Below are 21,887 nucleotides of genomic sequence, written 5' to 3' on the forward strand. Positions count from 1 at the left end.
ACGGCTGTGCCCGAACTGGTCAACGCGCTGTAATTTGGCGCACATCAAAAGAGGGGCTTCAAGCCCCTCTTTTTCCATGGGCGCCTGGCTCGTACAGGTCAGGTCATCAACAATAATTCGGCAGCTGCATGGGCGCTTCAGACCCACTGCATTGATGGAGAGGGAGACTCTGAATGAATCGCAAGCATTGGGTGTTGGCGCGAGCCGGTTTGGTCGCCATGTGTGCAGGTGCTGTTTTGGTGGCACAGGCCTGGACGGTAGGGCAGGTGGCCCCGATGTCGGGGGCCGAAGCCAGTCAGGGGCGGGCCTATGCGCAGGGCATGCGTCTGTACTTTGACCAGGTCAACAAGGCCGGTGGTGTGCAGGGCCAGCCTGTGGAGCTGGCCGTGCTCGATGATGTGGGCCATCCCGAAGAGACCGTGACCAAGACGCGCAAGCTGCTGAGCGAATCCAAGCCCGTGGTACTGGCAGGCTATTTCGGCAATCGCAATCTCTTGGCCTTGCTGGAGAGCAAGGCTCTGGATGGCTCGCAGATTCCGCTGGTGGGTTATCAGAGCACGGATACCCGTGTGCTGGCATCACCCCAGATGTTCTCCACGCGTGCAGGGCTTGTCGAGCAGATCGCAAAGATTTCCACCCACCTGGCCACCGTAGGCATCACGCGGCTGGCGTTGGTGTTCGAGGAGCGTCCCGATGCACAGGAGCTGACGGCCTTGGTGACCAAGGCCGTGAACCCCAGCGGGGCCAAGCTGGTCGCATCGGCCATGCTCAAGAGCCGAGGTGGCTCGGACAAGGCTGTGCAGGAGCTGCAGGCTGCGAAGACTTCGCCTCAAGCCATCCTGTTGGTGGCTTCCAGCCCTGCCACGGCGGCATTTGTCGAGGCATATCGCATGGAGGGCGGTACCGCCCAGGTCTATGCCACGGCCGAGGCCGATATCGAGCAGTTGGCCAAGCGTCTTCCTGTGGAGTACATGAGCGGTCTGTCGATTGCCCAGGTGGTGCCCAGTCCCTACAAGGTCTCGGGCAAGCTCAACAAGGAGTTTCGCGACGCGACGATTGCTGCGGGCAAGTCCCTGGACGTTCCGGTGAGCTTTGCGATGATGGAAGGCTTTGTGAATGCCAAAGTCATCGTGGAGGCCATGCGTCGCAGCCAGCCGGTGACGCCGGAAAAAATGAGTGCCGCCTTGCGCGGGCTGGAGTCTTATGACCTGGGCGGCTACTGGGTGAACTTCAAGCCCGGGCAAGTGGGATCCAAATATGTGGACCTGTCCATCGTCAATGCCGCCGGGCGTGTGACGCAGTAAGAAACCAAGGCCTGACGCAGCACCGCGTTCAGGCCTTTTTTGCGCCTGCTCCCATCACGATGCTCCTCCGTACACAGAGAAGGCAAAAACTGTTGCCCTGGGGACAGGGAGTGGCGCCATGGCAGGCGAAACTGGCCAAAGGCCAGTAGGACTGGCTTCACCGTCGGCACAGGGGTGCAAACAGTGAGCCGTCCTCCGAACTGCTTCTGAAATAAGAGCTGCCGGCGTATCTGGAACAAACGCTGCAGCCCTTTTTTATTGATAAAACGAAGAAGGAGACAACATATGTCCAAGCTGCCACCCGCCCTCAAAAAGCTGGCTTTGCCTGTCATCGGCTCGCCGCTTTTCATCATCAGCAATCCCAAGCTTGTCATCGAGCAGTGCAAGGCCGGTATCGTCGGCTCCATGCCTTCTCTCAATGCCCGCCCGGCCGAGCAGCTGGAGGACTGGCTGGCAGAGATCACCGAGACTCTGGCGGCCTGGGACAAGGCACATCCCGATCGCCCTTCTGCACCATTCGCCATCAATCAGATCGTGCACAAGAGCAATGACCGTCTGGAGCACGACATGCAGGTCTGCGCCAAGTACAAGGTGCCCATCATCATCACCAGCCTGGGTGCGCGTGAAGATGTGAATCAGGCCGTGCATGGCTGGGGCGGTGTGGTGCTGCACGACATCATCAACAACAAGTTTGCTCGCAAGGCCATTGAAAAAGGTGCCGATGGCCTGATCGCCGTGGCAGCCGGTGCTGGCGGCCATGCGGGTGTGAAGAGTCCATTTGCCCTGGTGCAGGAAATTCGCCAATGGTTTGACGGCCCTTTGGCGCTGTCCGGCTCGATTGCCACGGGTGGCTCGATTCTGGCGGCCCAGGCCATGGGGGCGGACTTTGCCTATATCGGATCGGCCTTCATTGCCACCGACGAGGCGCGCGCCGTAGAAGCCTACAAGCAGGCGATCGTCGAGGGCAGCTCCGACGACGTGGTCTACAGCAATCTGTTCACAGGCGTGCATGGCAACTATCTGGCACCTTCGATTCGTGCGGCCGGTCTGGATCCGGAAAACCTGCCCGAATCAGACCCCAGCAAGATGAATTTTGGCGGTGGTGCGCAAAAGGCCTGGAAAGATATCTGGGGTTGTGGGCAGGGTATCGGTGCCATTGACAAGGTGCAGTCCACGGCGGAGCTGGTGGCTCGCCTCAAGCGTGAGTACGCCGAAGCCAAGGCAAGCCTGCTGGTTGCCTGAGGCAGTTCACTATCTTCTGTGCCAACGGCGTCTTCGGACGCCGTTTTTTATGGGCGGCTTGCTCGCTTGATGTTGCTCAAGCACGACTTGTGCAAGGGTTAACCCTTGTTAAATCGCTTCGGAGTTGATGCGTATCAATGTAGGCCTGGTCCTGCAATTGGCTTTTGCATATCAAGTCATGATGATTGTCAAAAGAAGAGTAGTATTCCGTTAATTTCAGTAAATACTGAAAATTGAGAAATGCAACACACCCCTTCTTCCTCCACCGACAACCAGGTCGATACAGCACATGCTGAGTTGGCGAGCGTCATCCGTCGCCCTAGCGCGGGAGCTGTGTGGCAGGTGTTTGCCGGGCTGATATGGCTGCCGCAGGCAGCCTTGCTGGCCTGGGCTGTGCAACTCATGGCCAACGGTCAGGGCATGGCGGCCGTCTGGCCCATGGCTGCTGGCGTGTTGTTGCTGGGCTTGCTGCGAGCCTGGGCAGAAGGCCATGGCGGCATGCTGGCTAACCGTGCAGCGCGCGCGCAGCTCAGCAGCTTGCGCGCCCGGGTGGCGCAGTCGCTGGCTCAGACATCGCCGCTGGACAAGAGCCGCCCAGCTTCCGGCCAGGCGGCTAGCGCCATGGCCGAGCAGGCCGAGGCCATTGTTCCGTGGCTGGCGCGTTACCAGAGCGCGATGTGGCGTGTGCGTTTGCTGCCCTTGGTGATTTTGGCTGCCGTGGCCTTGCAGTCATGGGTCGCTGCTCTGATTTTGATGGTTGCCGCGCCGCTGATTCCGCTTTTCATGGCGATCGTGGGCTGGCGTGCCAAGGCGGCCAGCGAAGAGCAGATGCTGCAGCTCGGTCATATGAACGCTTTCTTGCTGGACCGCCTGCGTGGCCTGAGCACGCTACGTGCACTGCATGCCGTGGAGCTGACGGGCCAGCGGCTGCGTGACCATGCCGAAGACCTGCGCACCCGCACCATGCGCGTGCTGCGCATTGCCTTTCTGTCTTCTGCGGTGCTGGAGCTTTTCTCGGCACTGGGTGTGGCCATGGTGGCCGTCTATATAGGTTTTCACCTGCTGGGCACGCTGAATTTCGGCGCCTGGGGCGACAAGCTCGGTCTGGGCCAAGCCATGTTCGTGCTGCTGCTGGCGCCGGCATTTTTCGAGCCTTTGCGCGATCTCTCGGCCGTCTGGCATGACAGAGCCGCAGGCGAGGCCGCACTGCAGACCTTGCAGAGCATGCAGGCGCAGTCCATGCAGATTGTCGGTGCACAACATGCCGCTGAAGCATCTCCGGTCGATGAGCAGTCATGGCCTGGCCAGCCTGTGTCCGTAAGCGTTTCGGGACTCAAGGTTCAGGCGCCAGGCAGTGACTCCAGCCTCGCGCCGCTGTCTTTGCACATACAGGCCGGCGAGCATGTGGCGCTGTGGAGTCCCAGCGGCAGCGGCAAATCCGTGCTGCTGGCGCAGATTGCTGGCCTTTTGCCGGTACAGCAAGGCCGTATCGAAATCGACCGGCAAACGCTTGAGGCCGGCAGTGCTACCCAGCTGCGCCGGCGCATGGCCTGGCTGGGTCAGTTGCCCCATGTCTTTGCCGGCTCGGCCGCGCGCAATATTGCGCTGGGGCGCAGCTCGGTAGGACCCAAGCAGATTGCCGAAGCTACGCAGCTGGCGGCACTTGATGAGGCCCTGGAGCATCGCCCCGGCGCAAGCCTGGGTGAGGGCGGCGCAGGCCTTTCCGGTGGCGAGGTGGTACGTTTGGCTCTGGCACGTATGGCCGCGCAGACACGGGCCGGACTGCTGCTGGTCGATGAACCTACTGCTCATCTGGATCCCGAGACAGCAGCCCAGATTACGCAGTCTCTGCGCCATATGGCCAGGGGGCGCACCATGCTGGTCGCCACCCACGATGCACAGCTGGCCGCTGCCATGGATCGCGTGATCGAGCTGCCGCTGCTGCGACCGGCGCGGGAGCCGCAGCCATGAAGATGCGAGCCATTTCAATGCGCGAGATGCTGAAGCTGCTGGGCCAGATGGCGCCGCACAAGCTCTGGCTGGGAGGTGCCGCCCTGGCAGCGCTTACGGTGCTGATGGGCATGGCATTGCTGGGTTTGTCGGGCTGGTTCATCACGGCCACGGCCCTGGCCGGGCTGGTGCCTGCCACGGCCCTGGTGTTCGATGTGTTCATGCCCTCGGCCGGCATTCGCCTGCTGGCTGTGGGCCGCACCGGTGCCCGCTATGCCGAGCGCCTGGTGACTCACGACGCCACACTGGCTGTGCTGGCCGCTTTGCGCCAGAGACTGTTCCTGAGCTGGGCTCGCCCGCAGGCCGCCCGTCTGCTGCTGCAGCGCCCGGCCAGGCTGTTGCAGCGTCTGACCTCCGATGTGGATGCCCTGGACAATCTTTATCTGCGCCTGCTGGTGCCCGCCGTAGCGGCGCTGGGCGCGGCCTTGCTGGCGGCTCTGGCCTACGGGTTCATGCGCTGGTGGCTGGGCCTGTTGACCCTGGCGTGGATGCTGCTGACTGGCTGGGGCATTGCCCTGTGGCATGGCTTGCGCAGCCGCAAGGCCGCTGTACGCCGTGCCATGGCACTGGAGGCCATGCGTGCCCAAACCGTGGATCTGGTTGCAGGCCAGACCGAGCTGCTAATGGCAGGCCAGTTGCCTGCCCAGGTGCAGCAAGTGCTGCACAGCGATGCGCGCTGCGCCCAGGCCGATGAGCGGCTTTATCAATCCGAAGCGGCTGCCGCCCAGGCTTATGGTGCGGTGTCTGCCATTACTTTGAGCGCATCCGTGCTGTTGATGGCCTGGTTGATGGAACAGGGCCGCATCAACGCGCCGGTTGCTGCGCTGGGTATTTTGCTGGCACTGTCGGCAATGGAGCCGTTTGCAGCTCTGCGCAGAGGGGCAGAACAGGCCGGGCGTACCTGGCTGGCGCTGCGCAGGCTGGCTCCACCGCTGGCGGCCAAGGCCGAAGCGGCAGAGAGTCCGCAGCAGCCTGTGCAGAAGCTGGCCGTCAGCCTGCAGTCTGTCCGACTTCGTCAATTGGGTCCGATAGACCTGAACGTGCGCCAGGGCGAGCGCGTGGCGCTGATCGGCAGCAGCGGTGCAGGCAAGACCAGCTTGCTGCATTTGATGGCGGGTGAGCTGCAGCCGGACGAAGGCGTGGTTCAGGCCTGCGGCTGCAGCTGGATGACACAGAGAACCGAGCTTTTTCAGGACAGCCTGCGCAACAACCTGAGGCTTGCCGATGCCAAGGCCGACGATGAGCAACTGTGGGGCGTCCTGCAGGCTGCAGGTCTCAGAAGCGACGTCATGGCCCTGCCACAGGGGCTGGACACCATGCTGGGTGAAGGCGGCCTGGGTCTGTCCGGAGGCCAGTCGCGCCGGCTGGCACTGGCCAGACTGCTGCTGAGCCCGGACCGCTGCTGGCTGCTTGATGAGGTGACCGAGGGACTGGATGCCGTCACTGCTGCCGATGTGCTGAAGCGGTTGGTGCAGGCGGCTGAGAGCGGCTCGCGAACGCTGATTTTTGCCACGCATTGGCAGCGTGAGGCGAGCCTCGCCGATCGCATTGTGTATCTGCAGGCAGGACAGGTAAGAGCGCAAGCCCTGCGCGGCACGCCAGAGTTTGAGCAGTTGATGGCAAGGCTGCGACCCGATGTGCTGGGTGCTGTTGCACCGCAGTCCATATGTTTTTCCGATTGATTTTTGAAGTACCGAGAGAAAGGACCTGACCATGGACCTCGACATCGTCGATTTATCGCGACTGCAGTTTGCGATAACGGCGCTCTACCACTTTCTGTTTGTGCCGCTGACACTGGGCCTGTCCATACTCGTTGCCATCATGGAGACGGTGTATGTGATGACCGGACGAGCCATCTGGCGCGACATGACCAAGTTCTGGGGCGTGCTGTTCGGCATCAACTTCGCCATGGGCGTGGCCACCGGCGTGGTGATGGAGTTCCAGTTCGGCATGAACTGGAGCTACTACAGCCACTATGTGGGCGACATCTTTGGTGCGCCGCTGGCGATCGAGGGTTTGATGGCCTTCTTCATGGAGGCAACCTTTGTCGGCCTGTTCTTCTTTGGCTGGGATCGCCTCTCCAAGGTCAAGCACCTGATCGTCACCTGCCTGATGGCCATAGGCACCAACTTCTCGGCACTATGGATTCTGGTCGCCAATGGCTGGATGCAGAACCCCGTGGGTGCTACTTTCAACCCCCAGACCATGCGCATGGAAGTGAATGACTTCTTTGCCGTGCTCACCAATCCCGTGGCACAGGCCAAGTTTGTGCACACGGTGTCGGCGGGCTATGTCATGGCCTCGCTGTTCGTGCTGGGTATTTCGGCCTGGTATCTGCTCAAGGGTCGTCACATCCATCTGGCCAAGCGCTCGATGACGGTGGCCGCATCCTTTGGTCTGGCTGCTTCGCTGTCGGTGGTAGTGCTGGGTGACGAATCCGGCTACCTGTCCTCGGAACACCAGAAGATGAAGCTGGCGTCGATCGAAGCCATGTGGGAGACCGAGCCCGCACCGGCCTCTTTCACGGCCTTTGGTTTCCCCGACCGCGAGGCGCGCGAGACCCATTTTGCCGTGCACATCCCATGGGTCATGGGCCTGATCGGTACGCGTTCGCTGGACACCCAAATTCCCGGCATCAACGAATTGGTCAAGAGTGCGGAGGGCAATATCCGCAACGGTATCGACGCCTATGACGCGTTGCAGACCATTCGCAAGGCCAGGACCGATGCCGAGATTCCCGCCGAGGCACGTCTGCGCTTTGAGAACAATGGCGCCAATCTGGGTTACGCCCTGCTGCTGATGCGCTATGTGGATGACCCACGCAAGGCGACCGAAGCACAGATCCATCAGGCAGCAATGGATACCGTGCCGCCGGTCGGTCCGCTGTTCTGGACCTTCCGCATCATGGTGGCCCTGGGCATGTTCTTCATCGTGCTGACCGGCACCTTCTTCTGGCTGGCTGCCCGCCACAGGCTTGATGCCTACCCCTGGCTGCTCAAGGTTGCCGTGTTCTCGATTCCGCTGCCCTGGATCGCCGCCGAATGCGGCTGGGTGGTGGCCGAGCTGGGTCGTCAGCCCTGGATCATCGAAGGCGTGCTGCCCACGGCCATGGCGGTTTCCAATCTGGGCGCGAAGACGCTGTTGCTGACCATTGCCGGCTTTGTGCTGATTTACACCGTGCTGCTGGTTATCGAGCTCAAGCTGATGGTCAAGGCCATCAAGAAGGGCCCCGAGCATGAGAGCGAACCTCACCTCAGCCTCTACGAACCCATGATCAAGAAGCTGGCACGCGGCCAAAGCTGAGAGGAGCAACCAAATGATCTTGCATGAACTGATTTCATATGACGTGCTGCGCCTCATCTGGTGGCTGCTGCTCGGCGTGCTGCTGGTGGGCTTTGCCGTCACCGACGGCTTTGACCTCGGCGCCATGGGCCTGTTGCGCGCCACGGCCAAGACCGATGTTGAGCGCCGTACGGCCATCAACTCCGTCGGCCCCGTGTGGGAAGGCAATCAGGTGTGGCTGATTCTGGGTGGTGGTGCCATCTTTGCGGCCTGGCCCCAGCTTTACGCCGTGTCCTTTTCGGGATTTTATCTGGCCATGTTTGCCGTGCTGGTGCCGCTGATCCTGCGTCCCGTGGCGTTCAAGTTCCGCAGCAAACATGAAGATGCAGCCTGGCGCAACCGCTGGGACTGGGTGCTGTGCATCACGGGTCTGGTGCCAGCGCTGCTGTTCGGCGTGGCAGTGGGCAATGTGATCCTCGGCGTGCCATTTCGTCTGGGTGACGATATGCGCATTTACTACGATGGCAGCTTCTTCGGCTTGCTCACGCCTTTCGCATTGCTGTGCGGTCTGGTCTCGCTGTCCATGCTGCTCATGCATGGTGCGGCCTGGCTGATGTTCAAGACCGACGGCGAAGTCGCCAGCCGCGCCGCCAGGTACGGCACATGGTTTGCCATGCTGACCACCGTGCTGTTTGCGGCTGCCGGCCTGTGGCTGGCTACAGGCATCAACGGCTATGTGATTACCAGCGAGATCAACCCCGTCGGTCCCTCCAACCCCTTGAACAAGACCGCAGCCGTGGCTGCCGGTGCATGGATGGCCAACTTCAAGTCCTATCCCATGCTCTGGCTGGTGCCCGGTATCGGCCTGCTCATGCCGCTGGTCGTGGCCATCGGCTTGCGCAGCCGTCGCGAGTGGCTGGCGCTGCTGGCAAGCGGCCTGGCGATTGCCGGAATCATCCTGACCGTGGGCGCTGCCATGTTCCCCATGATCCTGCCCTCCAGCATTGATCCGCGCTTCAGTCTGACGGTCTGGGACTCGTCTTCCAGCCATGTTGTGCTGTTCATCATGCTGGTCTGCGTGCTGATCTTCCTGCCCTTGATCCTGGCCTATACCAGCTGGGTGTACTCGGTGCTGCGAGGCAAGGTGGACGTGAAGGCCATCGTGACCGGTCAGGGCCACTCGTATTGAGATGGGACGCCCCTCGGACGCCATGCTGCGTTCTTCCTTCTGTGTGGGGGGCGGTTCGAATATTGTTGGCCCATGCATTGGATGGGCCGAATGAAAGGAAACTTATGTGGTATTTCGCCTGGTTGCTGGGTCTGCCGCTGGCAGCAGCCTTTGCCGTGCTCAATGCGATCTGGTTCGAGTTGATGGATGACGAGGCAACGCGTCGCAAGCTTCTGGAGCGAACCAAGTCGCTGCCGGATGCCTGAGTCGCCAAGACATGGAAAAGCCCGGTCGGCTTGGAGCTGACCGGGCTTTTTTTATGGATGAGGCCTTGTCTTGCTCAGGCCGTGCGAGAGCTTCTCAACGCCTGCGTGGCCTGAGCCAGCTCGGTTATAAGTGACCAGTTGCCACTCTCCACGGCACTGGCGGGGACCAGCCAGGAGCCGCCCACGCAGACCACATTGGACAGCGCCAGAAACTCCGCCGCGTTGCCGGGCGAGATGCCGCCCGTGGGGCAGAAACGCAGCTCTCCGAACGGACCTTGCCAGGCCTTCAGCATCTGGATGCCGCCCGACTGCACGGCGGGGAAGAACTTGAGCTCGGTAAAGCCATCTTCCTGAGCCATCATGATTTCGCTGCTGGTTGCAACACCGGGCAGCAGCGGCAGGTTCAGATCGCGGCAGGCATGGCCCAGCTTGCTGGTATAGCCGGGACTGACGGCAAACCTTGCGCCGGCCCGAGCAGCCGCCGCGGCATCGGCTGCATTGCGCACGGTGCCCGCACCGACGATGGCTTCGGGCAGTTGCTTGGCGATGGCCTCTATGCAGGCCAGGCCCTGAGGCGTGCGCAGCGTGACCTCCAGAACCCTGATGCCGCCGGCCAGCAGTGCTTTGGCCATGGGCACCGCATGCTCTGCGTTGTGCAGCACGATGACCGGAATCACCGGTGCATCCTGCATGATGGACAAGGCGGTCATTTGAGCAGCCATGTGCAAGCTCCTTCTTCTGCGCTCAGCGCATTGCGCCGGAATCCGGCAAACAGTTCACGGCCCAGGCCGCGGTGATTGGCTTGTTGCAACGCTGGCGGCATGATGGCCTGCGGCCTGGCTTCCCATTCGGCATCCGTCAGCTCGGCTTGCAGCAGGCCGGTGGGGGCATCGAGCACGATGATGTCTCCGCTTTGTACCTTGGCCAGCGGGCCGCCAGCCAGCGCTTCGGGACTGACATGGATGGCCGCCGGGACCTTGCCCGATGCGCCGCTCATGCGGCCGTCGGTGACCAGGGCCACGACATAGCCCTTGCCTTGCAGAACGGCCAGCGGAGGGGTGAGCTTGTGCAGCTCGGGCATGCCATTGGCCTGCGGACCCTGCCAGCGCACCACACAGACGACGCCATTGAAGCCATTGGTCTGGCAGGCCTGCTCCAGCGCACCGGATTTGAAGGCCGCCTGCAATTCATCCTGCGAATCAAAGACCCATGCCGGTGCCCGCAGTGCGTGGCGATCTTCAGGTACGGCGCTGATCTTGATGACACTGCGGCCAAGATTGCCTTTGAGCAGCTTCAAGCCGCCCGTAGGGCTGAAGGGGCGGCTGGCAGGGCGCAGAACAGTGTCATCGCCGGAGATGCCCGCATCCTGCCATTGCAACTGATGGTTTTCGACATGGGGGATGCGCCCGAAGGCGGCCAGCCCCTCGGGCCTAACCGTAAGCACATCGCCATGCATGAGTCCGGCCTGCAGCAGCTGGGCGATCACGTAGCCAGGGCCGCCTGCGGCCTGGAACTGATTCACATCGGCGCTGCCATTGGGGTAGACGCGGGCCAGCAGGGGAACCACCGCGGACAGCTGCTCGAAGTCATCCCAGTCGATGACGATTCCGGCAGCTCGGGCCACGGCCACCCAGTGGATCAGGTGATTGGTGGAGCCGCCGGTCGCCAGCAGGGCCACCATGGCGTTGACGATGCAGCGCTCGTCCACGACATGCCCTATGGGGGCAAAGCGGCGGCCCCGGGTGATGGACAGCACGGTACGCATGGCTTCGCGCGTGAGCAGTTCACGCTCTGCGTCGGCGGGGTTGATGAAGGCTGTGCCGGGAACATGCAGGCCCATGGCTTCGAGCAGCATCTGATTGCTGTTGGCCGTTCCGTAGAAGGTGCAGGTGCCCTGATCATGGTAGGCCGCGTTTTCTGCCGCGAGCAGCTCCTGCCGGCCGACCAGGCCCTGCGCCGCCTGCTCGCGTACCTTGGCCTTGTCGCTGTTGGACAGGCCCGAAGTCATGGGGCCGGCAGGCACGAACACCATGGGCAGGTGGCCGAAGTGCAGGGCGCCGATCAGCAGGCCGGGAACGATCTTGTCGCAGACGCCCAGCATCAGGGCCGCATCGAAAGTGTCATGTGTGAGAGCCACGGCGGTGGACATGGCAATCGTGTCGCGGCTGAACAGGCTCAGCTCCATGCCGGGCATGCCCTGGGTCACGCCGTCGCACATGGCCGGCACACCGCCGGCCACCTGAGCCGTTGCGCCGTTGCGCCTGGCCTCGTCTTTCAGAATATCGGGGTAATGCGCAAACGGTGCATGGGCGGAGAGCACATCGTTATAGGCCGTGACGATGCCGACATTGGGGCCTTTTTCTTCAACGATGCGAATCTTGTCCGTGCCGGGCAGAGCCGCAAAGGCGTGGGCCACATTGGCACAGCCCATGGTGCGTACTTGTGGAGGGCGCGCGGCCATGGCATCGACCTGTGCCAGATAGTCGGAGCGGCTGGCGCGGCTGCGCTCCTGGATGCGCCGCGTCACCTGGTCCAGAACGGGGTGAAGTGCCATGATGAAAGTCCTTGGGCAGCAAGGCCTGTGCTTGGGGCGCAGGCATTGTCTTGGAATGAGTCAGAGCCATGCCCGGGGCATGGCTCCATGGTTGCTCGCTTATTTGGCGCGAGCTTGCTTGACGGCTGCTTGCACAGAGTCCCAGGTACCTTGACCCACGGACTTGGCAATGCCGGCATTGACGGTGCCGAGCTTGTCGCGCATGCGGCCTGCTTCGGAGGCTGGCAATTCGTTGACCTGCATGCCCTTGGTCTTGATCTCGGCCAGGGCCTTGGCGGCTTCTTCGCGCGTGTCCTTGCGCTCGAATTCACGGCTCTTGATTGCCGCGTCCTGCAGCACCTTCTTCTCGGCAGGGCTCAGCGTGTCCCACCACTTCTTGCTGACCGTCACGATCCAGGGGCTGTAGACATGGTTGGAGACGGTCAGGTACTTCTGCACTTCATAGAACTTGCTCGAAAGCACCGTGTTGAAGGGGTTTTCCTGACCGTCCACGGCCTTGGTTTCCAGCGCCGTGAACAGCTCTGAGAAGGGCAGGGGAACGGCATTGGCACCCAGGGTCTTGAAGCTGTCCAGGAAGACGTTGTTCTGCATCACGCGCAGCTTCACGTCCTGCAGATCTTCCAGCTTGGTGATGGGGCGCTTGTTGTTGGTCAGATTGCGAAATCCATTTTCCCAATAGACCAGACCCACCATGCCCTTGGGCTCCAGAGTGGCCTTGACCTTCTCTCCCACGGGGCCGTCCAGCACGGCATCGGCCTCCTTGGTGTTGGCAAACAGAAAAGGGGTGTCCCAGATCGCCATTTCGGGCGACAGACCCACCAGCGTGGCGGTGGAGCCGACCATCATTTCCTGGGCTCCGCCGATCAGGGCCTGCTGCATCTGCGTGTCCGAGCCCAGGGATGCGTTGCCGATGGCGCGGACCTTCATCTTGCCACCGCTGGCCTTTTCCACTTCCTTGGCGAACATGCGCACGGCACGACCCTGGTTGGAGTCTTCCACCAGGCCGTAGCCGAACCGCACCAGGCGGGGTTTGAAGTCCTGCGCCTGAACGGCGCCGGCGGCCAGCAACATTGCCGTGAGGCCCGCGACTGCAAATTTGATACGCATACCCGTCTCCTTGCTTGATTGGGCCTGGGCCCTTTGATGAAATTGGAACTGTCGTGATGCGCGTGATTGCAGTGCGCACCATGCTATGAATCTAAGATCTTTCATGGATGGCATGCCGTTCTCAGTGCATCCATTTGAGCGGACCCGTGACCAGCTGAGGGAAGATCACGAAGAGCACGGCCAGCAGCACATAGACCATCAGGAAGGGATTGGTGCCCTTAATCACGGTTTCCATGCGCAGCCTGCCAACCCCGGCCACCACGTTCTGCACCGTGCCCACAGGGGGGGTGATCAGGCCGATACAGCCCACATAGATGAACATGAAGCCGAAGTACACGGGATCGATGCCGGCCTTGACGGCCAGCGGTGCGCAGACCGGACCGAAGATCAGAATGGTCGGGGTCAGATCCATGGCGGTGCCGACCACGAGCAGGAAGAGCATCATCACGGCCATGAAGAGCATGGGCTGATCCAGCAGGCCCGAGAAGCTGTCGGCCAGCATATTGGGCAGGTCGGCGAGCGTGATCATGTAGGCGGTCACAGTGGCCGCACCGCAGAGGAACATCACCACGGCGGTGGTCTTGGATGCGCCCAGAAAGACTTCGTAGAGCCTGCTCCAGCTCATCTCCCGATAGACCACCATGGACACGAACAGCGCGTAGACCGCGGCCACCACGGCGGCTTCGGTCGGCGTGAAGACGCCGCCCTTGAGGCCGCCCAGAATGATGACAGGCATCATCATGGCCCAGAAGCTCTTGGCCAGTGCCTTGAGGCGCAGGCCCCAGCTCACGCGTTCACCCGAGGTCAGCTGGTATTTGCGCGCGATGAACCACCAGGCAGCAATCAGAAAGCTGCCCATGAACAGGCCGGGAACGACGCCCGAGAGAAACAGCTTGCTGATGGAGGTGTTGGTGGTGACGCCGTAGATCACGAACGGCATCGAAGGCGGAATGATGGGGGCGATGATGCCGCCTGAAGCCAGCAGGCCGGCGCTGTAGCTGTCGGGATACTTCTGGTCGCGCATCATCGGCAGCAAGATGGTGGCCAGCGCGGCGGTGTCGGCAATGGCCGATCCGCTCATTGAGGCCAGCAGCACGGCTGCGCCGATGGCCACATAGCCCAGGCCCCCCGGGATATGACCGACAAAGGCGCGGGCCAGATCGATGATGCGGCGTGACAGGCCGCCGGCATTCATCAGCTCACCTGCGAGGATGAAAAATGGCACGGCCAGCAGCGGGAAATTGTCGAACCCGGCTTGCAGGTTCTGCGCGAGCAGCTGGGTGTCGAAAAAGTCCAGGTGCCACATCAGTGCGACACCGGTGAGTATCAGTGCATGCGCAATCGGCATGCCTATCACCATGCCGCCGATCAGCACGACGAGAAAAATCAGGGTAACGACCATGGCGCTCTCCTTACTCCACGCTGGTTTCAGAAGATTCGGATGGGGTGCCGCGCAGCATGTCGCGCACCACGACCAGCAGCATTCCTATGGCCAGCACCAGCGTCGCCGCTGCGCCCAGAGCCAGGGGATAGCCCAGCACGGTGCTGTAGCTGCTCCAGCCGGCAACGACCTGCTCCCAGGAGCCCCACAGCAGCAGGGCCATGCAGGTGCCGATCAGCAGTTGCGAGACCCAGAACAGGACTTTGCGGGTGATCGGGCCGACCCGCGATGTCACCATGTCAAAGCCCAGGTGGGCGCCTTCGAAAGCCGCCACGATGGCGCCGATGGCCACCAGCCACACAAACAGCAGGCGCGAGATCTCCTCATAGGAGACGATGCTGGTGTGGAAAACGTAGCGCAGCACCACGTTGACGAAAACGGCAACCACCATGCCGGCCAGGGCCAGCACCATCAGGCCTTCGGCCAGGCGCTTGAGCCATGGCTTGCGGCCCTGTGCCTCTTTGCGATCTTCAGACATTGGCTGTCTCCTGCTGTCTTTATGCTTGGGATTCGCGCCTTGCCCATTGCCGGGCCGCGAGCGCGATGTCGTTGAGATTCATGGTGGCGCTGACGGTCAGAACATCGGGCTCCTGACGCGGGTCTTCCAGCGTCGTGAACTGATTGGCCACCAGGTCGGGCGAGAAGAAATGCCCGGGTCGGGTCTGGACGCGTTCCAGGGCCGTGGCATAGTCGAGATCGAGAAACACAAAACCCAGCTGCTGGGCGCTGCGCAACTGGTCGCGGTACTTGCGCTTGAGCGCCGAGCAGGTCAGCACCAGGCCGTGTTCGGCATCTGCCTGAGCCAGTCGCTGCGCCAGGCGTTCCAGCCAGCCTTCGCGGTCGGCATCCGTCAGGGCAATGCCGGCCTGCATCTTGGCCACGCTCTGGGGGGAGTGGTAGCTGTCTCCTTCTACCAAGGTCCACCCCAGTTGACGGGCGATGGCTTCTCCTGCGCTCGATTTGCCGCAGCCGGAAACTCCCATGACGACGAGTGCCGACATGGTGCCATGAGGCTGGATCTTGCTTTGAGTCATTTTTGGATAGCGCTATCCGATGTGGTTAAAAAATGAGCAGCCTGCTGCTTTCTGCGATTGGCTTCAGACCTTGGTCGAAGGCAAGTCAGTGCTTTCATCAAGCTGCTTCTACAGACTTCATTTCAAGTCTGGATAGCGCTATCATACTCAAAAAACCTCAGGCATCTGACTAGGAGATTCCCTTGCCTCCCGAGACCCGTACCAAGAGTGAAACCCCGGCAGACAGCGCTTCTTCAAGGCGATCTCGTGCCAGCGGGCGTGTCACCCTCAGCGATGTGGCACAGGCTGCGGGCGTGAGTCCGATGACGGTCTCCAGAGCCTTGCGCGGAGAGCGCAGAGTGGCTGCTGCCCTGGTCGACAAAGTGCGCGAGGTTGCGGCTTCTCTGGGTTATGTGCCCGATCTGGCTGCGCGTGCACTGGCCTCGCAAAAAAGCACCCAGGTGCTGGTACTGGTGCCCATGCTCTCCAACACCTTGTTTGTGGAGGTCCTGGAGGCTGTGCACAAGGTGCTGTTTGCCCAGGGCTATCACATGCTGATCGGCGTGACCCACTACGACCCTGCGGAGGAAGAGCAGTTGCTGCGGGCCTATTTGCCCATGCGACCTGCCGGGCTGTTGCTGACCGGGTTTGATCACAGCGAAGAGTCGCGGAAATTATTGGCTGCCAATCCCGTGCCGCGCGTGCATCTCATGGAGTTGCGCGAGCCCGGCACGGGCCCCGATTGCTACAGCGTAGGTTTTTCTCAGATTGCAGCTGGCGCTGAAATGACCCGTCATCTGCTGGACAAGGGATACAGACGCATCGCATTTTGCGGAGCCCAGCTCGACGCGCGTGTCATGCAGCGTCTGGAAGGTTATCGGCAGGTGCTCAAACAGGCCGGCCTGTATGACCAGAGCCTGGAGATTCTCAATCCCGAGCGTTCATCGCTGGCGCTGGGTGCAAGGCAGTTTGAGACACTTCTCAAGGCGCAGACTACGGTGGATGCCATCTTTTTCTGCAATGACGACATTGCACAAGGCGCATTGCTGGAGGCCAATCGCATGGGGGTCAAGGTGCCGCAGCAGGTGGCGATCGCCGGGTTCAACGACCTTCCTGGCAGTGATCAGATGGTGCCGCCTCTGACCACTATCCATACACCCAGGGATGAAGTGGGCAGAAAAGCTGCCAGCATGCTACTGCAGTTGCTGGCAGGGGACACCGTCAGAGAGGCCAGCGTGGATCTGGGCTTCAGGCTGGTGCCCAGGGCCAGCACCTGAGTTGTCGGCGTCAGGCTTCCGAGCCTGACTTGCCTCGCCCGGTAATCTTGTCTTTCAGGTCCAGCAGTCGCGTCACGGCGGAGCCCATGCCCATGAGCTGCATGGCGGTCTCTGGCGACAGACGCTGAACATCGTCAAACCAGCTCATCAGTTTGTCGATGAGCTCGTGCATATCGCGCATGCGCTGCTGGGCGTAACGTTCTTCGTCGGTGCTGGCTTCCTCCATCATGGCGGCACGCAGCATGGACTGCGTGGGCTCGATCTCGCGGCGGCGGCGCTCTTCGGCCAGTCGCTTGAAGATTTCCCAGACATCCTCGGGTGCCTGGAAGTATTCGCGCCGGTCGCCGGGCTGGTGACGCAGCTGAACCAGCCGCCAAGCCTGCAGCTCCTTGAGCCCCATGCTCACATTGGAGCGCGAAAATTCCAGCGTGTCGGCAATCTGGTCTGCGTTCAGCGGCTCGGGCGAAATGAACAGCAGGGCATAGATCTGCCCCACGGTGCGATTGATGCCCCAGCGGCTGCCCATCTCGCCGAAATGCGAAACAAATTGTCGGCTCAGCTCCGACAGTGGTTTGGCTTGCGTCATGGCCTCCATTGTGCCTTTGCCCGGGGTTCTCAGTGGGGCAGGGAAATCAAGCCGGAGTGCAATCGCTCTGGTTTTGTTCATGCTTGGCGCATGAAGCTCGCGCAGATATGTTTCGTAAAACTTGCAACGCTGTCAGCAAATTGTTGGGAATCGGCGCAAAATCGCCATCCTGTTTTAAGTCGGCTTTTTTACGTTGCCTGTTGCCGGGCAAACTCACCCTGCCGCCGGGCAGCCCATGGGCTGCGGGCGGCCGTGATCTGATGGTTCAAAGTTCTATTTCCTCTCATTCCCGCAGTGCCCTGATCGACTGTACCAAGGGGCTGGCTTGTGCTGCCATCGTCTGGCATCACCTGGCTTTCTACGGCCCCATGTCCGATGTGGCTCACCCTGTCATGCCCGACCTGCTGGACTGGCTCTATGAGTACGCCCGTATGGCCGTGCAGATCTTTCTGGTGATCGGCGGTTTTCTGGCTGCAGCCAGCCTGGCTCCCATGGGTCTGGCGCGGTTTGATTCACCCTGGTCCAAGATCGGCAAGCGCTTTGTGCGTCTGGTCGTGCCTTATGCCGTGGCACTGGTGGTGACGATTGTGGTGTCTGCGGCGATTCGTCCCTGGTTCGATCACGAGTCCGTGTCCGCCGACCCCGATCTATGGCAGCTCATGGCCCATGCTCTGCTGCTGCAGGGCATTGTGGGCGAGGAGTCACTGTCGGCTGGTGTCTGGTATGTGTCCATAGACTTTCAGCTGTTCGCCGCGACCGTGCTGTTGCTGGCCGGAGTGCGCTGGCTGCAACAATGGGCGCTGAAGCGTTTGGGTGCTACGGCCATGAAGCGCTGGTGGCCCTGGGCTGTGACTGGCATGCAGGGGCTGGTGGTTGTGGGGACGGCAGCTTCGTTGCTGAGCTTCAATCTTGATGCAGACCTGGATGTCTGGGCGATTTATTTCATGGGTGCCTATGGCATCGGCATGATGGCCTTCTGGGCAGTGGCGGCAGACAAGCGCCTGACGGCCTGGAGCTGGGGCCTGCTGATTGCTGCTCTGATCATCGGCGCGCTGGTCTATGAGTGGCGCGACCGCATTTTTCTCGCCGGCGTGACCGCGATGCTGCTGATCGTTTGCATGCGTACCGAGGTCATTGCCCGCTGGCAGGGTTTTGCGCCGCTGCGTCGCCTGGGAGAGATTTCCTACTCGGTATTCCTGATTCACTTTTCCATCTGCCTGCTGGTCAACGCAGTGGTCAACCATTTCTGGCATGGTTCGGTCACAGCCGCCGTGGTGGGCATCCCGTTTGCCTTTGTGCTTTCACTGACTGCCGGCTACGCGCTGTATCAACTGGTGGAGCGCCATGTTTCGTCATGGAGTCAGGCCCTGCGCTGGCAGGCAGGCTTGATTGGCGCGGGTCTGCTGACCACCATGCTGGCCGGCTTGCGCTGAGTCTGATCCAGACAACAAAAAAAGCAGCTCCGGTGAGCTGCTTTTTTGTTGGGTGAGCCGGTTCAGCGATGGAGCTCGCCCGCGCTTTCGGGCTGGAACTCGATGGCATCCACGCGCACGGTTACCTGACCGGTAGGGCTGGGCATCTTGAACTCATCGCCCACCGACAGGCCCAGCAGGGCGATGCCTACTGGCGCAAAGATGGAGACCTTGTCGGCGCTGCCATCCATATCCTTGGGGTAGACCAGTGTCAGCGTATTGGTCTTGGCGATCTCGAGAATGGTGAAGCGCACGGTGGAGTTCATCGTCACCACGTTGGCGGGTATTTCTGCGGGGTCGAGTACATCCGCGCGGTCCAGCTCCGCCTCCAGTGCATCACGGCCGGGGAACTGGCTGTTGTTCTTTTCCAGCAGCGATTCAATGCGATCCAGGTCCAAGGAGGACAGAGTGATATTGGGCTTGCGCTCCATGTAGTAACTCCCTTGCGAGATGGTGTGGTTGGCGCTTTGGCGTTGCGCAAACGGACAAAAGCCCGGGCAACGGTGTTGTCCGGGCCAAGGCATTCAGTGAAAGGCACCAACTTGGTGCATTGAAGGGATTGTCGGCGCTGAATCGCAAACTGCCAAGCCATCTCGCACTCACTGAGTGCGGATTGACTTTGAACTTGCTCTAGTTAATGGAGCGTGCTAAGCCTGTAGAACAATGGGCGCAGTCATTTTCTATCCAGATCTGACTCACTCAACCCTCACCGTATTGACCGGGATGCAGCCATGGTCAGTGCCCATTTCTTGCAATGAATAACTGTATTTATGTACAGTTGTTTTATGAAGAAACTTGCCTCATCCTCTGGACTGGAATCCATTCGGACCGATGTGCCGGTGCGGCTCATCAAGGGGCGAGGGGCTGCCAGCCAGATCACGCACCGGTTTGCACGGGAGCTGCGCCAGGGTTTCGATGACGGCTGGGGCAAGTCCGAACAGGATGAAGGAAGCGAAGAGGGTGAGGAGGTCAAGACCTGGTGCACCCATCTGGAGTGGGAGCGGGCCAAATCAGCCCTGAGCCGCCATGAATCGCCCGATCTGCCTTTTCATCTGGGGCTTAATCCCTATAGAGGATGCGAGCACGGATGCATCTATTGCTATGCCCGGCCCACGCATGGCTATCTGGGCTATTCGCCGGGTCTGGATTTCGAAACCCGGCTGATTGCCAAGCAGAACCTGCCCGAGGTGCTGCTCACCGAGTTATCCCGGCCCAGCCATGTGGCGGCCCCCATCATGCTCGGCTCGGTCACGGACTGCTACCAGCCTGTGGAGCGCGAAGTCGGGTTGACGCGCCGCGTGATAGAGGTCCTGGCGCAGGCCAGGCATCCGTTTTCCATCGTCACCAAGGGCAGCGGCATCGAGCGCGACCTTGATTTGCTGGTGCCGCTGGCACAGCAGCATCTGGTGGCCGTTTATGTGACGCTGACCACCTTGCAGCCCGAGCTGGCCCGGCAGCTGGAACCACGCGCAGCTGCGCCGCATCGACGGCTGCGCATGATTCGGACCCTGAGCGAGGCAGGCATACCCGTAGGCGTCAGCCTGGCACCGCAGATTCCGTTCCTGAACGACGATATGGAGCAGGTGCTGGCTGCAGCCAGCGAGGCCGGTGCAAGACAGGCTTTTTATGCAGTACTGCGTCTGCCGTGGGAAGTGGCTCCGCTGTTCAATGAATGGCTGATGCTGCACTATCCCGAGCGCGCCCAACGCGTGATGGAGCGTGTGCGGGATCTGCATGGGATCAGCGAAGCGGGCAGAGCCGACGGCAAGGTCTACAACAGCAGGTTTGGCCAGCGCATGAAGGGAACGGGCGCCTGGGCCGATATGCTGGCGCAACGCTTTGCACTGGCCTGCCGCAAGCTTGGGCTGAATCGTGAGCGTGTGCAACTGGACTGCGATCAGTACCATCATTCCTTGCTGTCGCCGCAGCAAAGTCTTTTCTGATGTTTTGTCTCAGCCCGTTGCGTGCCGACTCGGAACGGGTCGACGCAGCGAGCTGCAGCTGCCCGGTTGCAAGAAGCCGGAATCTGGCGTGACTCCGGCCTTTTGGACACCTGAACTGACTACTGAGCTTGGTAATCAATGGACTTGAGCAAGGCCTGCTGGCGCTGATAGGCCTTCTGCAGTTCGCTCATAAGTGCTTCCGGGGTCGCGTCGGTGCCCGACTCCATGCCCATGTCCCTGAGCCTGGCTTCGAGCTGGGGCTGCTTGAAATACTGCAGCGCGATCTCTCTGACCTTGGCCTGCACATCGGCGGGGATATCCGGGCGCGACCAGACGCCGAACCAGCTCACCTCGGAAAGTTGCGGGTAGCCCAGTTCCTTGAAGGTGGGCACATCGGGCAGTTGCACCATGCGCGTGGGGTAGTTCACGGCCAGCGGCTTGACCTTGCCGGCCTTGATCAGCGGCAGGGCCGTGGTGAGCCCGTCCATCATCAGCGGCACATGGCCGCCCATCAGGTCACTGAGCGCCGGAGGGGAGCCCTTGTAGCCCAGGTGCTTCATCTTGATATTGAGCAACTGCCCCAGCAGCATGCCCGAGGTATGGCCGCGCATGCCCGTGGCATACGAGGCAAAGTCCAGTCCGTCGGCCTGCTTTTTGCCGTAGTCGCCGAGTTGCTGCAGATTACTGGCCGGGAAGTCCTTGTTGGCAATCAGCACCAGACCGTTGCGGCTGAGCTGGGCCAGGGGTTTCAGATCCTTGAAGGGCTGATAGCTGACTTTGTAGGCCAGCGGCGTCTCGCTGACGATGCCGCCCTGGATCAGCAAGAAGGTGTGGGCATCCTTGCCGTTGGCGAGCAGGTCGTTGACGGCCAGCACGCCGGCCGCGCCGGGCTTGGATTCGACAATCACGGGCTTGCCCAGCTGTTTTTGCATGCCGTCGGCCAACAGGCGGGCCAGCGAGTCGGCATTGCCGCCGGCCGGGCCGCCCACCACCAGGCGTATGGGCTTGACGGGCCAGGGTGCTTGCTGCGCCATGGCCGCTGCACTCAGGCTCATGCCGGTTGCCAGAGCAACGGCCTTCCAGAGCATGGTTTGTTTCATCATTGTCTCCTCTATTTTTTGACTGCCCGGCAGCTGGTTCCGCACACCGCCGTACCTGGCCGCCGCACCGTCCCGGCGAGAGTCCTGACCGAGGCGCCCGGGCAGCACTGTCAAAAAATTCT

At 61.4% G+C, this 21,887-nt stretch carries 19 protein-coding genes; 10 read left to right on the forward strand and 9 right to left on the reverse strand.

The annotated features are described in order from the left end of the window. The first annotated feature begins 173 nt into the window (after positions 1-173). From CSE6_RS17740 to cydX, 7 genes are all read left to right on the forward strand, one after another. Positions 174-1,304, forward strand: a complete 1,131-nt coding sequence (locus tag CSE6_RS17740; RefSeq protein ID WP_034356912.1) for an ABC transporter substrate-binding protein — start codon at positions 174-176, stop codon at positions 1,302-1,304. Between the two features lie 285 nt (positions 1,305-1,589). Continuing rightward, positions 1,590-2,546 (forward strand): nitronate monooxygenase family protein, encoded by a 957-nt coding sequence (locus CSE6_RS17745; RefSeq protein ID WP_034356911.1) that lies wholly within the window; start codon positions 1,590-1,592, stop codon positions 2,544-2,546. A gap of 240 nt (positions 2,547-2,786) precedes the next feature. Beyond that, positions 2,787-4,517 (forward strand): thiol reductant ABC exporter subunit CydD, encoded by a 1,731-nt coding sequence (cydD, locus tag CSE6_RS17750; RefSeq protein WP_193751143.1) that lies wholly within the window; start codon positions 2,787-2,789, stop codon positions 4,515-4,517. After that, a complete protein-coding gene (locus CSE6_RS17755) occupies positions 4,514-6,238 on the forward strand; it encodes an amino acid ABC transporter ATP-binding/permease protein (RefSeq protein ID WP_059441137.1) in 1,725 nt (574 codons plus the stop codon). Before cydD ends, CSE6_RS17755 begins: the two co-directional genes overlap by 4 nt. Positions 6,239-6,269: 31 nt before the next feature. Continuing rightward, complete coding sequence (locus CSE6_RS17760) at positions 6,270-7,859, forward strand: cytochrome ubiquinol oxidase subunit I (protein WP_034356909.1); 1,590 nt, start codon at positions 6,270-6,272, stop codon at positions 7,857-7,859. 13 nt (positions 7,860-7,872) lie between these two features. Further along, entirely contained in the window at positions 7,873-9,027 is a 1,155-nt protein-coding gene (gene cydB / locus CSE6_RS17765) for a cytochrome d ubiquinol oxidase subunit II (protein ID WP_003053061.1), read from the forward strand. Positions 9,028-9,131: 104 nt separating this feature from the next. Beyond that, positions 9,132-9,272 carry a cytochrome bd-I oxidase subunit CydX gene (gene cydX / locus CSE6_RS17770; protein ID WP_003053063.1) on the forward strand — a complete coding sequence of 47 codons (141 nt, stop codon included), beginning with the start codon at positions 9,132-9,134 and terminating at the stop codon, positions 9,270-9,272. Positions 9,273-9,346: 74 nt separating this feature from the next. Here the strand turns inward: cydX and eda are convergent, their stop codons facing one another. The 6 genes from eda to CSE6_RS17800 all read right to left on the reverse strand — a co-directional run bounded on the left by eda (position 9,347) and on the right by CSE6_RS17800 (position 15,408). Further along, positions 9,347-9,994, reverse strand: a complete 648-nt coding sequence (eda, locus tag CSE6_RS17775) for a bifunctional 4-hydroxy-2-oxoglutarate aldolase/2-dehydro-3-deoxy-phosphogluconate aldolase (protein ID WP_003053064.1) — start codon at positions 9,992-9,994, stop codon at positions 9,347-9,349. Next, positions 9,979-11,826, reverse strand: a complete 1,848-nt coding sequence (gene edd, locus CSE6_RS17780) for a phosphogluconate dehydratase (RefSeq protein ID WP_059441138.1) — start codon at positions 11,824-11,826, stop codon at positions 9,979-9,981. Before edd ends, eda begins: the two co-directional genes overlap by 16 nt. 99 nt (positions 11,827-11,925) lie before the next feature. Beyond that, positions 11,926-12,933, reverse strand: coding sequence for a TRAP transporter substrate-binding protein (locus CSE6_RS17785; RefSeq protein ID WP_003053068.1), 1,008 nt, complete (start codon positions 12,931-12,933; stop codon positions 11,926-11,928). A 121-nt stretch (positions 12,934-13,054) separates the two neighbouring features. Then, the gene (locus tag CSE6_RS17790; protein WP_034392303.1) at positions 13,055-14,335 is read right to left on the reverse strand and encodes a TRAP transporter large permease; all 1,281 of its coding nucleotides are present in this window, start codon (positions 14,333-14,335) and stop codon (positions 13,055-13,057) included. 10 nt (positions 14,336-14,345) lie between these two features. Next, complete coding sequence (locus CSE6_RS17795; RefSeq protein WP_034392301.1) at positions 14,346-14,852, reverse strand: TRAP transporter small permease; 507 nt, start codon at positions 14,850-14,852, stop codon at positions 14,346-14,348. Positions 14,853-14,871: 19 nt separating this feature from the next. Then, positions 14,872-15,408 (reverse strand): gluconokinase, encoded by a 537-nt coding sequence (locus CSE6_RS17800; RefSeq protein WP_045840389.1) that lies wholly within the window; start codon positions 15,406-15,408, stop codon positions 14,872-14,874. A gap of 182 nt (positions 15,409-15,590) precedes the next feature. On the opposite strand from CSE6_RS17800, the gene CSE6_RS17805 reads away from it, so the two are divergent. Further along, positions 15,591-16,664 carry a LacI family DNA-binding transcriptional regulator gene (locus CSE6_RS17805; RefSeq protein ID WP_034380738.1) on the forward strand — a complete coding sequence of 358 codons (1,074 nt, stop codon included), beginning with the start codon at positions 15,591-15,593 and terminating at the stop codon, positions 16,662-16,664. A 10-nt stretch (positions 16,665-16,674) separates the two neighbouring features. Here the strand turns inward: CSE6_RS17805 and CSE6_RS17810 are convergent, their stop codons facing one another. Next, the gene (locus CSE6_RS17810) at positions 16,675-17,259 is read right to left on the reverse strand and encodes a GbsR/MarR family transcriptional regulator (protein ID WP_003053080.1); all 585 of its coding nucleotides are present in this window, start codon (positions 17,257-17,259) and stop codon (positions 16,675-16,677) included. Between the two features lie 251 nt (positions 17,260-17,510). Here CSE6_RS17810 and CSE6_RS17815 point away from each other — a divergent pair, with 251 nt between their 5' ends. After that, on the forward strand, positions 17,511-18,683 hold the full coding sequence (locus tag CSE6_RS17815) for an acyltransferase (protein ID WP_034392334.1): 1,173 nt from the start codon (positions 17,511-17,513) through the stop codon (positions 18,681-18,683). A 62-nt stretch (positions 18,684-18,745) separates the two neighbouring features. On the opposite strand, the gene rnk is transcribed toward CSE6_RS17815, so the two are convergent. Next, positions 18,746-19,153, reverse strand: coding sequence for a nucleoside diphosphate kinase regulator (gene rnk, locus CSE6_RS17820; RefSeq protein ID WP_003063629.1), 408 nt, complete (start codon positions 19,151-19,153; stop codon positions 18,746-18,748). Between the two features lie 354 nt (positions 19,154-19,507). On the opposite strand from rnk, the gene CSE6_RS17825 reads away from it, so the two are divergent. After that, entirely contained in the window at positions 19,508-20,665 is a 1,158-nt protein-coding gene (locus tag CSE6_RS17825) for a PA0069 family radical SAM protein (RefSeq protein ID WP_059441139.1), read from the forward strand. Positions 20,666-20,784: 119 nt separating this feature from the next. Here CSE6_RS17825 and CSE6_RS17830 read toward each other — a convergent pair whose 3' ends face one another. After that, positions 20,785-21,765 carry a tripartite tricarboxylate transporter substrate binding protein gene (locus CSE6_RS17830; protein ID WP_059441140.1) on the reverse strand — a complete coding sequence of 327 codons (981 nt, stop codon included), beginning with the start codon at positions 21,763-21,765 and terminating at the stop codon, positions 20,785-20,787. Between the last annotated feature and the right edge of the window lie 122 nt (positions 21,766-21,887).

The sequence above is a fragment of the Comamonas sp. E6 genome (genome assembly GCF_001010305.1).
Taxonomy (GTDB): Bacteria; Pseudomonadota; Gammaproteobacteria; order Burkholderiales; family Burkholderiaceae_C; genus Comamonas; species Comamonas thiooxydans.